This window comes from Sphingomonas phyllosphaerae FA2 (assembly GCF_000427645.1).
Taxonomy (GTDB): Bacteria; Pseudomonadota; Alphaproteobacteria; order Sphingomonadales; family Sphingomonadaceae; genus Sphingomonas; species Sphingomonas phyllosphaerae.
Genome location: NZ_KE386571.1, coordinates 1883973 through 1898155, shown reverse-complemented (window position 1 = coordinate 1898155; position 14183 = coordinate 1883973). Strand labels below are relative to the sequence as shown.

Below are 14183 nucleotides of genomic sequence, written 5' to 3'. Positions count from 1 at the left end.
GGGGCGAATGGCTGGCATCTCACGGAAACCCAAAAGCAACAGCGCCCGCCATCGCGGCGCTGCGACCATCGCCGACATCGCGGAAAAGGCAGGCGTTTCTAAAATGACGGTGTCGCGCGTGCTGAGCGCCCCGTTGACGGTACGCGAGGACACGCGCGAACGGGTGATGCGCATCATCACCGAGTTGCATTATACCCCGAACCGATCCGCGCGCATGCTGTCGGGCGCGCGCCAGCTGCGCTTCGGATTGCTGCACAACAATCCCCGCAGTTCATACATCATGGACTTTTTGATCAGCGCGATCGAGCAAGCCTCGCTGATGGACGTGCAACTGATCGCGCGCGGGTGCCGGCTGGGCGAAGACGATGCGGATGTGCTGAACAGCCTGATCAACAGCGGCATCGATGCGATCATCCTAACGCCGCCGCTTTGCGACTCGCTGCTCCTTCAGGAACTGGTTCGCGGCTGCGATCTGCCCGGACTGCTGGTGTCCACGAACGCGGGCGGGACGGAGATCTCGTCGGTGTTCATCGACGAACCCACCGCGGCGCGCGAGATGATCCAGCATCTGCTCGCGCTCGGGCACCGTCGCATAGGGTTCATCGCCGGCGAGCCGGCGCTCGCCGCAAGCTATGCGCGGCAGACCGGGTTCGTGGAGGCGCTCGACGCCGCGGGCGTTGCCCTGGATCCCGCCCTCATCGTGCAGGGCGATTTCACCTATCGCTCTGGGCTCCAGGCCGCGGACCGCCTTCTTGCATTGTCGGACCGCCCGACGGCGATCTTTGCGAGCAACGACGATATGGCCGCAGCGACGGTCATGACGGCGCGCCGGCTGGGGCTCGACGTACCGTCAGAACTTACCGTGTGCGGATTCGACGACAGCTGGATCGCCACGAGCACCTATCCCGAGTTGACGACCATCCGACAACCGATCGCAGATATGGCGGTCCACTGCGTTATGATGCTCGCCGATCTCGCAAAGGCATTCGAGGCGGGCAATCGGACAGCGAAGCATTTGATGATGTCGCATGAACTCATCGTTCGGGGCTCCGATGCTGTTGTCGCGCCAAAAGCCTGACGGAGCCTCGTGCTCTGCGATGCTGCCCCAGATCGCCCGCGTTTTCTTGACGACGCCGGCTCGTGCAGCATGGCAGGCTTTATCGGTTCCGGGCGGATAACTCACAATATCAGCTTCGCGCTCCAATGGTCCTTGCTCATTGTCCGCGATAGGCGCGTTGTGACCCGGCGCAGCGTAGATGGCTGCACAGATGACGGCGTTCGCGCGACCGCTTTCAGAAGGACGCGGTAAGAGGCGAGGGGGTGTCAGGTCAGCGAATATGACGGTGAGCAGCCTTAAATCCCTCTAATCTGCCCGATTGTCACAGAAATGTAGGTGCCCTCACCTAGCTGCGCTGCGGCAGGTAAGGGGTGGCTGTCAGCATCTGCATCGAGAACAGCGCGACACGTCATTGTGTCGCGATCGTGTACCTGCGCCCAGAAAAGGGCACTGATCGTGCAGGCCGTCGCCAATCTGGTCGATAACGCGCTCAAATACGGCACGGGCGGCGGCGAGGTGGTGCGGGAGGCCGCCCGGCGAGATAGGAAAATCCATATATGCGTCTGCGACCGGGCCGCCGGTATCCCGCCCGAGCGGCGAGAGGAGGCGGTTCGCCGCTCCGGCCGTCTGGACAGCGCGAGAAGCACGCCGGGCAGCGGCCTTGGCCTCGCGCTGGTGAAGGCGGTGGCCTCGCTCAACGGCGGCAGACTGCAACTCGAAGACAATGCGCCGGGGTTGCGCGCACGCCCTATCCTGGCGCGCCAGCCCGCCGCTAACGAATTTCTTTAAAATCAAGGACGAACACCATGATCAAGGCACTCCTGAACTGTCCGGGTCGACATCGCCACGCGACCCGTTTGCGCCCGTTCCGCGCCCTCTGCGCGCGGGTGGCGTGTCTTATGGCCGCCGCGATGATGGCGGGAAGTCCCGCCGCGGCGCAACGCGCTCACCGGGCTCAGCACCGGCCGGCCCATGCGCGCAACATCATCCTCTTCCTCGGCGATGCCGGTGGTCTGCCGACGATCAGCGCCGCCGGCATCCTGGCGCATGACAGGCCACAAGCGCTGTTCTTGCAAAGCATGCCGCATCTCGGCCTGTCCGACACCTCGTCCAGCAACCGCTGGGTGACCGACTCCGCGGCAGGGATGACCGCGATCATGACCGGGCGAAAGACCAACAACTCAATGGTGTCGGTCGTGCCCGACGGCAGCGGCGGCGGGGTTAAACCGGTCAAGACCCTGCTCGAATATGCGGAGGCGCATGGCCTCTCGACCGGCGTCGTGACCAACATGCCGATCTGGGATGCGACGCCCGCCGCCTGCTTCGCCCATGTCGCCTCGCGCAAGGACAAAGGCGACATTTTCCGTCAGATGCTCGCCCCGCGTTTTGGGAACGGCGTCGACATCCTGATCGGCAAGGGAAGGGCGGACGCCGAGGCCGCCTTCGCCGCGCGGCAGACCAGTCCCGAACACGCCTTTGCCGCAGCAGGCTATCGCTTCGGCAACGATCCCGCGCTCGTCGGCCAGCATGGCCGTGTCGCCGTGCTGCGCGATGCCGATTTCTCGCCGGTTTCCACCGTGGAAGCGACCGTCCGCCAGCTGGACCGCAACCCCAAGGGTTACTTCCTTATGGTGGAATGGGACATGCACACCCCCAATCCGCTAAAGGGGCTGCGCCACGCCGTGGAGATGGACGATCTGATCCGCCGGATCAGCGCGGTTGCGGGCAAGGATACGCTGATCCTTTTCACCGCCGACCATAGCTTTGGGTTGCGGATGAGCGGCGGTGATCGCGCAAGTCCCCTGGCCCGGCAGGTCGAAGCGGCAGCCGCCCAGCCCGGCGCGACCGTGGCATCCAACCCGGTGATCAGCGTCACCGACGATCATACCGGCGAGGAGGTCATCGCAACCGCATCGGGTCCCGGTGCCGAACGGCTGCACGGCTTCTTTCCCAATACCCGGCTGTTCGAGATCATGATGGCCGCCTTTGGCTGGACCGAGGATCGCTGAGCTGGAAGGTGGCGGCGGCCTTCCGGGGCCGCTCCTCCTCCTCGAACTGCTCGACGAGGTCCCGGCGCTCGACCGACACGCGGGCAGCAGCCGATCGCGCCCATCTCGCTCGGCCAAATGGCGGACTGCTACGGGGTGATGGCCGCCGCCTTTCTCCTGCTCAGCGACGCGGCCAGCGTCGTGATCGGGCCGAACTGGGCATCGCGGGCGGCATGCGCGAGGCGTCCCGAAAGCGCGTGGCGATTTTCGTCACAGCGGATCGCCGCCGTCGCCGAGCCGCTGGCGAAAGCCATGGAGGCTTGAATCGAGGAAGCGGCGGCAATCCTTCGCGAAATGCGAGTGATCGACATAGCCCGCCTCCCACAGCACCCGGCCGGCACCGCGCGTATCGGGAAGCAGGCGCCGCAGCACGCCCAGGAACCGCCGCAGCATCAGCAAGCGCTTGGGTGGCAGGCCGAACACCTGCAGGCAGATGGCCGACAATTGTCGCGGCGTGATGCCGAGCGTCGCGCAGACATCGCCCACGCCGGCGCGCGGGCTGGCGTCGATCAGCGCGATGATCTGCTGCGCCGTGCCATCGCGTGCGCGGCCGGCGGCACGTTGCGCGGCGAGCCACGGCGCGAACGCCGCCGCGGCGTCGACGCCGGAGTTCCAGGTGTTCGGCGTAGCATCCGGGTCGATGCTCGTCAGCGGCACGATGCGGTCGGTGAAGCGGGAGAGGTCGAGATTGGACAGCAGCGGCCAGGCGGTTGCGCGCAGCCGCAGCCCGAGCAGCGTCGCGTCGTCATGGTCAAGCTGCGCGATCCTGGTCGTCGGCCCGATGAACCCGATCCGCGGCAGCGGCGCGCTCGTCCGACGGCCGATCGTCAGCCGTGCGCCCGTTTCGCCACCGACCAGCACGTATAATCGTGGCCCGCCCGGCAACACGATCGTGCCGCGCCCGCCCGACATCGGCGTCCGCGCGACATAGCCGGCGACGAGGTCGTCGGGTGACGGGGAGGGCGCGCGCCGCCCGGGTATTGGCGATAATCTCTCCAATTGCGTCTCCGCAATGCGTTTCGCGAAGATACGTCGCCGGACGCCCGGCGGATGCGCCGCAGCGTCAGATCAGCGTCGCGGCAGATGGTCGTGGGTCGAGGCGCGGATCAGGTTGCTGAAGATCAGCCGGACCAGATCGACCTGCCGGTTGCTGCCGGTCTTGACGAAAACCTGTTTCAGATAACCGCGTGCGGTGCCGAGCTTGACGTGCAGCGCCTGCGCCGCGGCCGCCAGCGTCTGGCCCGACGCCAGCAGGCAGGTCAGCTCGGTTTCGACCCGCGACAGCCGGAACAGCTTGCATACCGGCTCGGCGAGCTGGTGGATGTCGAGCCCCGGATCGACGAAGAACAGCAGCGCCCCGTCGCCATGATCGTCCCCGTCCGCAGACCGCGGCATCGCCGCGAAGGAGGTGACCAGCGGCGGTCCGCTTTCCCGCCGCAGCATCAACAACGGCATCCGGTCGACGGCGCCGTCCGCGCCACTCTGCGCCAGCACATAGCCGATCGCAGCCGACAGCGCCGTGGCATCGCCGCGATCGGTCGCCTGCACCTGTCCGCGATGCTCGCGGATCCCGTCGTGTCGTTCCATCAGGTGCCGCGCTGTTTCGTTGGCGAAGGCGATATGCCCGTCACCCGACAGCAGCACGACGCCGATCGCCACCAGGTTCAGCCCGGTTTCGATCCCGACAGTGCGCCGCTGGGCCAGCCGCGCCGCTTCCCACAACCGGAAATAGGCCGCGACGCTGGGCCATTCGCGCCGGCAGTGCGCCTCGACCGCGCGCCGTGCCGCATCGTCGGCCGAACTGAAGATGAGATTGACGAATGTCCCGGGCTGCCCGGGCGTCCGCTGGACGGGTATCACCAGCGCCGCGGCGGGATAGGTGGTCGACACGCGGTCGCACCAGACCGGTTCGGGCGCATGATAGCCGCAACCGGATTCGATCCGATCGGCCACCTGCGCCAGCGCGGCGCCGGTGAGATCGTCCAGACCCTGCGATGCGAGACAGCGTGACGCGCCCTGATCGTGCGTACTCGTCAGCGCCCACGCCTCCGCCCCCAGCGTACTGGCGAAATGACCCGTGACCACCGCGACGTCGTCGCCGACCAAGATCGCGTCGTCGTACGTGTCGTGGAAGGTGACCCGCGCATCGCGCAACGGCGGCCACCCCTGAACAAAATGCCGCACGCTCCCGCCATCGTGCTCCGCCACCACACTGGCGCGCGCAATGGCCCCGCGGAAGAGCATGGGCAGATCCTTGTCTGCCAGCAATGCACTACCTCTCCACCTTCGGTTCCCGATTCCCTGCGTCGGGTTTCCCTCTTCTACGCCAACCGACCGTCACATCATTCGATCCGATGTATCCCATTTTGAGACAAGGGAAAAACCAGTCATTTGTACCCCCTCATTTGGGGGTGGCGGGCGCGGCCAAACGGGAGGAGCGGTCGCCCGCAAAGGGGGGGAATGGTGAATGGATGATTAACGGTATTTCCCGATTCGGCTCGGTCCGCAGGATTGCCGGGCTGGAAAACACCGCCGGCTGAACCGGCCAACAAGGGATGCCTCACCATGAAATCGCGTCTTCTGATCGCAGCGTCGATCCCAGTGCTGGCGTGGACCGCCCCCGTGTCCGCCCAGACCACCGAGCCCGGGAACACTTACACCACCACGAACACCAACACCGGCAACGCCGCCGGCAACGACGTGGCGAGCAGCGCTTACAACACGGACAATACCAACAGTTCCACGAACACCAACAGTTCGACCAACGACAGCAACAACACTGCCACCAACACGCAGACCGATTCGTCGGATCGTTCGTGGACCGACAACTCGAACCGATCGTCGACGGACAATTCGAACAATTCGCGGACCAACAACTCCACGAACGACAGCAACAACACCGCCACCTCGACGTGGACCGATCAATCGAACCGCTCGACCACCGACAATTCCAATAACTCGCGCACGAACACCACCACGAACACCGACAGCAGCGGCGCGTCGGGCGCGCAGGTGGCGGCCAATAACGGCAGCAGCGCGACCGACAGTCGCAATCAGTCGACCACCAACACGGACAATGCCGATCGGTCGATGACGGACAACTCGAATCGTTCGACGGCGACCACCACCAACACGACAAACTCATCGGCCAATGGCGCGCAGGTGGCGGCCAACAATGGCAGCACCGCAAGCGACAATCGTAATCAATCGGTGACCAACACCGACAACGCCGACCGGTCGTACACCTACAACGACAATGCCGATCGCTCGACCGTGAACAATGACAATTCCAACCGATCGACCACCAACACGTCGACCACCACCTCGGCGTCGGGCGCGCAGGTCGCGAACAATGGCGGTGGCTCGGCAACCGACAGCCGCGATCAGTCGAACAACTCGCGGATGACGACCACGAATACCGACAATTCGGCGAGCGGCGCACAGGTCGCGGCCAGCGGCGGCGGCAACGCCAGCGACAGTCGCAACCAGTCGACCACCACGAACACGACGACCACCTCGGCGTCGGGCGCCCAGGTCGCCTCGAACGGCAGCGGCTCGGCAACCGACAGCCGCAACCAGTCCACGACCGACAATTCGGACAATTCGAACCGCTCGCGGACCAGCTCGGCCAGCGGTGCACAGGTGGCGAACAACGGAAGTGGCTCCGCGACCGACAGCCGCAACCAATCGACCACCGACAATTCGGACAACTCGAACCGTTCGCGGACCAGCTCGGCCAGCGGCGCACAGGTCGCGGCGAACAATGGCGACGCCACCGACAGCCGCAACCAGTCGACCACCGACAATTCGGATAACTCTAACCGCTCGGTGACCAGCTCGGCCAACGGCGCGCAGGTTGCGGCCAACAATGGCGACGCCACGGACAGCCGCGATCAGTCGACCAACGACAATTCGGATCGCCGCAACACCGCCAGCAACTCGGGCCGCGGCTCGGTCGCGACCAATGGCGATGCCAGCTACGCCGACAGCTCGATGCGCAGCACCGGCATGGCGTCGGCGGGTACCGGCGCAGCCTCGACCTCGAATGTCTTCGGGGCCAGTGCAGTGGTCTCGTCGGCGACGCTCGCCAGCTACGTCACCGGCGTGCGGGTCGACTATAGCCAGACCCCGGGCGGCGCGACCAACTCGGTCAACAACAGCCTGACGACCGGCGACGGCGCGTTCCAGAACCTCGCCGGGCTGCAGTCGCTCAACATGAACACCGGCGCCGGCGCATCGCAGAATTCGGCGGTGAACGTCAGCGTCGCGGCCGGCACGATCAACCTCGGCGGCGGTCAATAAGGCCAAGGGGGCGGGGAGGGGTGGCGGTGCCGCCCCTCCTCCTTTTCTCTGATCGATCGGGAGATCGGGACATGCGTATCCTCTTCATCGGTCCGGCGCTGCTCGCCGCCGCCGTGCCGGTTTCGGCCGTTGCGCAGACCGCGCCGGCCGCGTCGCCGGTTCAGGCCAGTCCGTTCGGCGCCGCTGCACCGGTCGACAATGCGCAGCTCGGCGCGGTCACCGGCCAGTCGGATCTGTCGCAGGTGATCCGCGCGCAGAACACCAGCACGGTCAGCGGCAACAGCGTGAACGGCCATTCGGAAACAGGGACGATCAGCTTCGACCCCAATTCCTTCCAGAACCTCAACGGCCTGTCGTTGCTCAGCGCGAACACCGGAAACAATGTTTCCATCAATTCGTCGCTGAACGTGAACGTCGCGATCAACCAGTAACGATGCGCGCGCCGCTCCGCCTCGCCCGGTGGCTGCCGGCGGCGCTGCTGGCGACCGCCGGCTGTACCGCGATGCCGCTGCCCGAGGGCGGGAATGTCACCAACTTCTCGCCGACGCTCAATTTCGCCGTTCCCGTGACCAGCCTGATCGGGCGGCGGTTCGAGACGGTGGTGCGGCAGCAATATGATTTCAGCTGCGGATCGGCGGCGCTCGCGACGCTGCTGCGCTTCCATTACGACGATCCGCAGAACGAGCAGAGCGTGTTCCTCGGCATGTTCCGCGACGGCGATCAGGCGCAAATCCGACGGCTCGGCTTCTCGTTGCTCGATATGAAGCGCTACCTCGCGGCGCGCGGGATCGCCGCCGATGGCTTCAAGGTCAGCATCGCGCAGATCGCGCAGGCGGGCGTGCCCGGCATCGCGCTGATCGACTTCGACGGCTATCGCCACTTCGTCGTCGTGAAGGGGATCGACGATCAGACACTGCTGCTCGGCGATCCGTCGCTGGGCCTGCGTCGCGAGACGATCGGACGCTTCTCGAAACAATGGAATGGCGTGTTTTTCGTCATCAGCGGGCGCGACGCGGTCGGGCAATCGCATTTCAACATGCCCGTCGATCTGGCGCGCGCGCCGCGCGGGCGACCGTTCCTTTCCGCCGATCCGCTGGAAAGCGCGCAACTCGCGCTCACCCGCCCGCGTCTGGGAGAGTTCTGACATGCCGATCGCCTTGCTGATCGCCGCTTCATTGGTCGCTGCCCCAGACGTGCCCGCCGGCGACGCACCGGTGCGGGTTCCCGATCGCGAACTGGCGACGATGCGCGGCGGCCTGATGCTCCCCAACGGGCTGAACGTCGCGATCGGTATCGACATCCAGACGCGGATCGACGGCGTGCTGGCGCTGCACACGATCTTTTCCAGCGAGGCGCAGGGCGTGCGCGTCTTCACCGATGGGCGGACCAGCCCCAGTGAAGTGCCGGGCACCGTCACCGTGGAGACGGGCGACCCGAGCTGGCCGACCGTCTCGGTGTCGCGCACGCCGACCGGCACCACGGTGACGGCGCCCTCCAGCGACGCGCCCGCCAGCGTCAACATTGTTTCCGGCCCGATCACCGGCTGGCTCGACGCGTCTGGGCAGATCCCGGTACCGGTGGTCGCGAACGGTCCGGCGGTCGACGCCAGCTCGGGGAGCATCCGGCTGACCAGTGACGATCGCGGTAGCCAGGTGCAATTGCTGACGCCGACCACCGAGATCCGGCATCTGGTCGGGCAGGCGACTGGCGCGGTGATCTCGAACACCGGCAACGACCGCGTCATCGACACCGTCAGCACCGTCAACGTCAATCTGGTCGGGCTGCCCGCCGGGCTGATGAACGGGATGCTGCTGGTCAACCGGATTGCGACCGAGGCGGCCGGACCGCGCTGAGCTAATCGGGAAAGGGGACAATCATCGATGCGACCTGCGGCCTCCAGCGCGCTTCTCTCCCTCGGTCTGTTCGCCGCGCCCGCCGCGGCGCAGCAGCCGGTGTCGCCCGCAACCGCGGCGGTGCCGGCGGCGGCGGATGATCGCGACGAGCTGCGCCGCACGCTCGCGGTCGAGCGGCAGGCGCTGGACCGCCAGCAGCGCGCGCTCGACGAACAGCGCGCGCGGATCGACCGGCTGGAGGCGCGGCTATCGGGCGAGACGGCAACGCAGGTCGCGCAGACCGCCTTGCCGCCGGGCGGCGTACCGCTCCCGGCATCACCGCCGCCCGCGCCCCCGTCCGCCGGTACGCAGGTGCAGACTGTCGGCGAGGCGCCGTCCGACCAGCGGCAGGTGCAGGTCGCGGTGCTCTCCGAACAGGGCGGGATCATCACCAAGGCGGGGCGCGCGACTGTTGAGGTCAACTTCGAATATGCGCGCGCCGACCGCAATCAGGTGGTGTTCCGCGGCGTGCAAATTCCCGAGGCGGTGCTGATCGGTGTCTTCGACATCAACCAGAGTCGGCAGGACGTGCTGACCGTCGGTGCGGTCGGGCGGCTCGGGCTGACCAGCCGGCTGGAGATCAACGGGCGGCTGCCGTTCGTCTACCGCTCCGACAAGTCGGTGCTCGCCCCCGTCGCCAACCCGACCGAGCCGAACGCCGGGCAGCTCGATCGCCCGGTCAGCGGGGCGAACATCGGCGATATCGACTTCGGCCTCCGCTACCAATTCACAGACGGCAACAACGGCGCGCCGTATCTGATCGCGGGCGTGCAGGCGGTGGCACCAACCGGTACCGACCCGTTCCGTGTGCCGCGCGATGCGCTCGGCAATGCGCTGAAGGGCGCAACGGGCGCGGGATTCTGGGCGCTGACGCCGAACCTGACCGCAATTCTACCCAGCGATCCGGCGGTTTTGTTCGCGACCTTGGGCTACACGTACAACTTCGCGCGCACCATAAACCGCCAGATCGGCGCCGCTTTCATCGAACGCGTCGCACCGGGCAGCCAGCCCTCGGCGAGCGCAGGTATCGCTATCGCCTTGAATCCGCGCACGTCGATCAGCTTCGGCTATGCCCAGACATGGGCCTTGGGCACCAAGACGCGCATCCGCGCCCTCAATCAGACCACGCAGGCGCTCGGCGATCCGATGACCGCCGAGAGCCGCGACCTCCAGATCGGCCGGTTGCTGTTCGGCGTCAGCTATCGCACCTCCCCGACGACGACGCTCAACTGGAACGTCGAGGTCGGCGCCACCGACGATGCCGCCGACGTCCGCACCACGCTGCGCATCCCGTTCACCTTCAACGCTTATTGATGGGCGTTGGCGAACCAGATTTCACCGTCGATTCAAATGCACCGGCCGGCCATCACGGTAGTGTAGCGGAGGCAAGTGCCCCGTCCGCGTAAGCCAGCACTAGGGTTCAGGTACTTCAACTTGTCGCGCGAGGTGATCCGTCGTCCCATTGACGCACCGCGGATCATTCGCGCGTCGCACGATCGGGGGGGTGCGTCATGTTGTTGCCACGATGCAACGAAACCGTACCTCACGACACATCCATCGCAAAGTGGTTGATAAGTCTTATCAAAAGCGCTTCGCTCCCCGGCGCAGGGAGAGTAGCGCAACGACGTCGCCAGAATCAGTCGACGCTTCTCTCCCGGTGGGTCTGAAAAAACGCTCGGGAGAGGAATATGAGGTCGTGGTTGATGATGGCGGCGCTGGGCGCCGGATGCTCGCTGCCGACGATGGCGCTGGCGCAGGCGGCAGGGTCGACGCCCTATGCGCAGACGCCCCCGACCGATCAGGCACCCGCCGCTGATACGACCGCCGGGCCGCCGAACACCGCACCTGCCGGCGCGCCGCAAGCGCCCGCAACCGTCGCCGGCGAGCCCGCGGTCGGCGGCGACATCGTCGTCACCGGCATCCGCGCCAGCCTCAGTTCGTCCGCGCAGGTGAAGCGCAACGCCAACCAGATCGTCGATTCGATCACCGCGGTCGACGTCGGCAAATTCCCCGACGCGAACATCGCCGAGTCGCTGCAACGCATCACCGGCGTCGCGATCGACCGGTCGGGCGGCGAGGGGCAGTTCATCACCGTCCGCGGGCTGGGGCCGGAGTTCAACACCGTGCTGGTCAACGGCCGCGTCATGGCCACCGACAATGCCGGGCGCGAATTCTCGTTCGACGTCCTGTCGTCGAACATGATCCAGCGTACCGACGTCTTCAAGTCGCCGGTGCCCGAGCTGCAGGAAGGCGGGATCGGCGCGACGGTCAACATCATCACTGCCCGCCCGCTGGAGGGGCGCACCGGCCTCCACGCCGCGGCACAGATCGGCGGCATCTACGACCGCTCGCGCGAGAAGGTCACCCCCGATCTCGCGGGCACCGTGTCCTATGCCAATCCGGACAAGACGTTCGGCGTGCTGCTCGCCGGCTCCTATACGAAGCGCAAGAGCCAGACCGACCAGATCGCGATCGACGGCTGGATCAACGGCCGTCCCGACATCGTCCAGACGATCGGCGGCGTCCCGACGCTCATCACCGGCAACGATCCCCGCTATCCGGTGACCGGCAACGCCAACCTGCCGCAGAGCGTCTATTACCAGCGCGCGCAGGAAGAGCGCGAGCGCATCAACGTGTCCGGTGCGGTGCAGTTCAGGCCGACCGACAATCTCGAGATCACCGTCGACGGCATCTACTCGCGCTTCAATATCTCGGGCGTCACCCGCCGGCTCGATAACTTCATGGCCGCGCCGTATTTCGAGCCGACCTTCGACGGCAACAACACCGCGACCAGCCTGACGATGCTGGGCCGCGACTTCATCGCGCAGAACCCGCAGTTCCTGGCGGCGAACCCCGGGCTGACCAACAACGGCGTCAACGCCAAGGTCGACCACGTCTACAACACGACCAACCGGAAGTCGGACAGCTATCAGATCGGCGGCAACATCAAGTGGAACCCGACCGACAACGTCGAGCTGCGCTTCGATGCCTCGACAACCGGCGCCAACCGCACGTCGCCCAACGCCTATCTCGTCTATGGTGCGCTGCTGCCCTACAGCTACCAGTTCTCGCTCGACGGCGGAAAGGGTATTCCGGCGATCTCCTACGACAACAACGTCATCAACAACCCCGATCTGATGCGGCTGCACTATATGGGGATCGACGCCAATCGCACGCGCGATCGCGGCTCCGAATATCATTTCGACACCAAGTGGACCGTCGACAATTCGATCCTGCGCGCGGTCACGCTGGGCGGTTCGTATACCGAGCGGCGCAAGATCAACCGCCAGTTCAACAACAGCGATTCCAATTGCACCTATTGCGGCTATCAGGTGCCGATCGCGTCGGGACTGCTTCAGCCGTATGAATGGGGTGACCTGTTGGGCGGCGGGCAGAACATCCCGCCGTCGCTGTTCCAGGTCGATCCGGAAGCGTTCCTCGCCTATCTCAACGATCCCGCGACGCTGAACATTCCGTCGAACGGACGGACCGCCGCGCAGCAGGCGGCGTTCGCGGCGCAGGTGCAGGCGCTGCCCGGTGGCCCGTTCGGCGTGCGCGAGCAGCTGCGCGGCACCGTCAACGTTCAGGAGCGGCTGACCGCGGGCTATATCAGCATGCAGTTCGGCGGCGAACGCTGGACCGGCAACGCCGGCGTGCGCGTGATCCGCACGCAGGTGCTGTCCTCCGGCTTCGACACGCCGGTCACCGGCATCGCCAACACGCCGGGCGACGATACGCTGCAATATAGCTATGGCCCGGCGACCGCAATCGCGGTGCGCAGCAGCTACGTCAACGCCTTGCCCTCGGCCAATCTGAAGTACAACCTGACCGAGAAACTGATCGCGCGCGGCGCCTTCTCGCAGACGATCACGCGGCCGACGCTGACCGATCTGGGCGTCAACAACGATTACGGCGGGCGCATCGCGGTGCCGCTGTCGTCGGGCGGCAATCCGAGCCTGCTGCCGTTCCGCTCCACCAATTACGATCTGTCGCTGGAATGGTATCTGTCGCGCGTCAGCTACATTAGCGTCGGCGGCTTCTATAAGGACCTGTCGGACTTCCTCGAGCTGCAGACGCTGCCGGTCGAGCGGTTCGGACGGATCTATCAGGACACTCGCACGCGCAACGGGCAGAGCGGCAAGATCAAGGGCGTCGAGGTCGGCGGGCAATATTCGTTCGACGCGCTGGGCGGCTTCATCGGCGGCTTCGGCGTGACCGGCAACTATACCTATGTCGCCAGCAGCGCCGAACGCGACCAGACGCTTGCCGATTTCCAGTGCGGCTACAACGGCCTTTCGCCGCACTCGGCGAACGGCAGCGTCTTCTACGAGAAATACGGCCTTTCGGCGCGCGTGTCCTATAACTGGCGCTCCGATTATCTGCGCAACTGCCGCGACAGCCAGTCGCGCCCGCGCAACCGCTCGTCCTATGGGCAGCTCGACTTCAACGTTTCCTACGACTTCACGCCCAATTTCCAGGTCTATGTTCAGGGCGTGAATGTCACCAACCAGTTCATCGACGAATGGTCGGTGATCAAGGATCGTTATCTGTTGCAGCAGGAAACCGGTGCGCGGTACAATTTCGGTGTGCGCGCCAAATTCTAATGGACTGACCTCGCCGTCTGGTGCCCCGGTCCGACGGCGATGATCCGTTCGGGCGTGGCGCACCGGACGAGCGGGGCGGGGCGCCGATCGTGGCGGAAATGCGGGACGGCCACAAAGGGTAGCGAAGGCTGTCCCGCACTCTCACCCGACATGCATGGGGAACCGAACTCCACCCTCTTTCGGGGCGGGTTCGCTGGCTTCGATATGGCGCGAGGCTCTGCTTGCCCTGCGACGCTCCCGCGCGGCGACCGGCGTGCCCGTCGGGAGCAAGACCCGATCA

The 14183-nt window shown here is 65.8% G+C and carries 11 protein-coding genes; 9 read left to right on the top strand and 2 right to left on the bottom strand.

Annotated elements, in window-relative coordinates:
* The first annotated feature begins 7 nt into the window (after positions 1 to 7).
* The 3 genes from SPHPH_RS0109205 (at position 8) to SPHPH_RS0109195 (ending at position 3066) form a co-directional block, all read left to right on the top strand.
* Positions 8 to 1078, top strand: coding sequence for a LacI family DNA-binding transcriptional regulator (locus SPHPH_RS0109205; protein WP_051272938.1), 1071 nt, complete (start codon positions 8 to 10; stop codon positions 1076 to 1078).
* A 315-nt stretch (positions 1079 to 1393) separates the two neighbouring features.
* Complete coding sequence (locus SPHPH_RS0109200; RefSeq protein ID WP_081668585.1) at positions 1394 to 1846, top strand: ATP-binding protein; 453 nt, start codon at positions 1394 to 1396, stop codon at positions 1844 to 1846.
* Between the two features lie 110 nt (positions 1847 to 1956).
* Positions 1957 to 3066: an alkaline phosphatase gene (locus SPHPH_RS0109195; RefSeq protein WP_037488353.1), complete on the top strand. Its 1110-nt coding sequence runs from the start codon at positions 1957 to 1959 to the stop codon at positions 3064 to 3066.
* A gap of 249 nt (positions 3067 to 3315) precedes the next feature.
* Here the strand turns inward: SPHPH_RS0109195 and SPHPH_RS20450 are convergent, their stop codons facing one another.
* Both SPHPH_RS20450 and SPHPH_RS0109180 read right to left on the bottom strand, forming a co-directional pair.
* Positions 3316 to 4104, bottom strand: coding sequence for an AraC family transcriptional regulator (locus SPHPH_RS20450; RefSeq protein WP_156025936.1), 789 nt, complete (start codon positions 4102 to 4104; stop codon positions 3316 to 3318).
* A 69-nt stretch (positions 4105 to 4173) separates the two neighbouring features.
* Positions 4174 to 5349 (bottom strand): helix-turn-helix transcriptional regulator, encoded by a 1176-nt coding sequence (locus SPHPH_RS0109180; protein ID WP_156025934.1) that lies wholly within the window; start codon positions 5347 to 5349, stop codon positions 4174 to 4176.
* Positions 5350 to 5670: 321 nt separating this feature from the next.
* Here SPHPH_RS0109180 and SPHPH_RS21560 point away from each other — a divergent pair, with 321 nt between their 5' ends.
* The 6 genes from SPHPH_RS21560 to SPHPH_RS0109150 all read left to right on the top strand — a co-directional run bounded on the left by SPHPH_RS21560 (position 5671) and on the right by SPHPH_RS0109150 (position 13903).
* Positions 5671 to 7407, top strand: coding sequence for a beta strand repeat-containing protein (locus tag SPHPH_RS21560; RefSeq protein WP_028966435.1), 1737 nt, complete (start codon positions 5671 to 5673; stop codon positions 7405 to 7407).
* A 71-nt stretch (positions 7408 to 7478) separates the two neighbouring features.
* Complete coding sequence (locus SPHPH_RS19345) at positions 7479 to 7838, top strand: hypothetical protein (protein ID WP_037488350.1); 360 nt, start codon at positions 7479 to 7481, stop codon at positions 7836 to 7838.
* 2 nt (positions 7839 to 7840) lie between these two features.
* Positions 7841 to 8551, top strand: a complete 711-nt coding sequence (locus tag SPHPH_RS0109165) for a C39 family peptidase (RefSeq protein ID WP_051272937.1) — start codon at positions 7841 to 7843, stop codon at positions 8549 to 8551.
* Between the two features lies 1 nt (position 8552).
* Positions 8553 to 9260: a hypothetical protein gene (locus SPHPH_RS0109160; protein ID WP_028966433.1), complete on the top strand. Its 708-nt coding sequence runs from the start codon at positions 8553 to 8555 to the stop codon at positions 9258 to 9260.
* A gap of 27 nt (positions 9261 to 9287) precedes the next feature.
* Entirely contained in the window at positions 9288 to 10613 is a 1326-nt protein-coding gene (locus SPHPH_RS19335; RefSeq protein WP_028966432.1) for a hypothetical protein, read from the top strand.
* Positions 10614 to 10987: 374 nt separating this feature from the next.
* The gene (locus SPHPH_RS0109150) at positions 10988 to 13903 is read left to right on the top strand and encodes a TonB-dependent receptor (protein WP_081668583.1); all 2916 of its coding nucleotides are present in this window, start codon (positions 10988 to 10990) and stop codon (positions 13901 to 13903) included.
* Positions 13904 to 14183 lie beyond the last annotated feature (280 nt).

What these genes read in the sequence shown, in the direction of transcription:
- SPHPH_RS0109205 (WP_051272938.1), top strand. Translation starts at nt 8, where the DNA reads ATGGCTGGCATCTCACGGAAACCCAAAAGCAACAGCGCCCGCCATCGC.
- SPHPH_RS0109195 (WP_037488353.1), top strand. Translation starts at nt 1,957, where the DNA reads ATGGCCGCCGCGATGATGGCGGGAAGTCCCGCCGCGGCGCAACGCGCT.
- SPHPH_RS0109180 (WP_156025934.1), bottom strand. Translation starts at nt 5,349, where the DNA reads ATGCTCTTCCGCGGGGCCATTGCGCGCGCCAGTGTGGTGGCGGAGCAC.
- SPHPH_RS21560 (WP_028966435.1), top strand. Translation starts at nt 5,671, where the DNA reads ATGAAATCGCGTCTTCTGATCGCAGCGTCGATCCCAGTGCTGGCGTGG.
- SPHPH_RS19345 (WP_037488350.1), top strand. Translation starts at nt 7,479, where the DNA reads ATGCGTATCCTCTTCATCGGTCCGGCGCTGCTCGCCGCCGCCGTGCCG.
- SPHPH_RS0109165 (WP_051272937.1), top strand. Translation starts at nt 7,841, where the DNA reads ATGCGCGCGCCGCTCCGCCTCGCCCGGTGGCTGCCGGCGGCGCTGCTG.
- SPHPH_RS0109160 (WP_028966433.1), top strand. Translation starts at nt 8,553, where the DNA reads ATGCCGATCGCCTTGCTGATCGCCGCTTCATTGGTCGCTGCCCCAGAC.
- SPHPH_RS19335 (WP_028966432.1), top strand. Translation starts at nt 9,288, where the DNA reads ATGCGACCTGCGGCCTCCAGCGCGCTTCTCTCCCTCGGTCTGTTCGCC.
- SPHPH_RS0109150 (WP_081668583.1), top strand. Translation starts at nt 10,988, where the DNA reads ATGAGGTCGTGGTTGATGATGGCGGCGCTGGGCGCCGGATGCTCGCTG.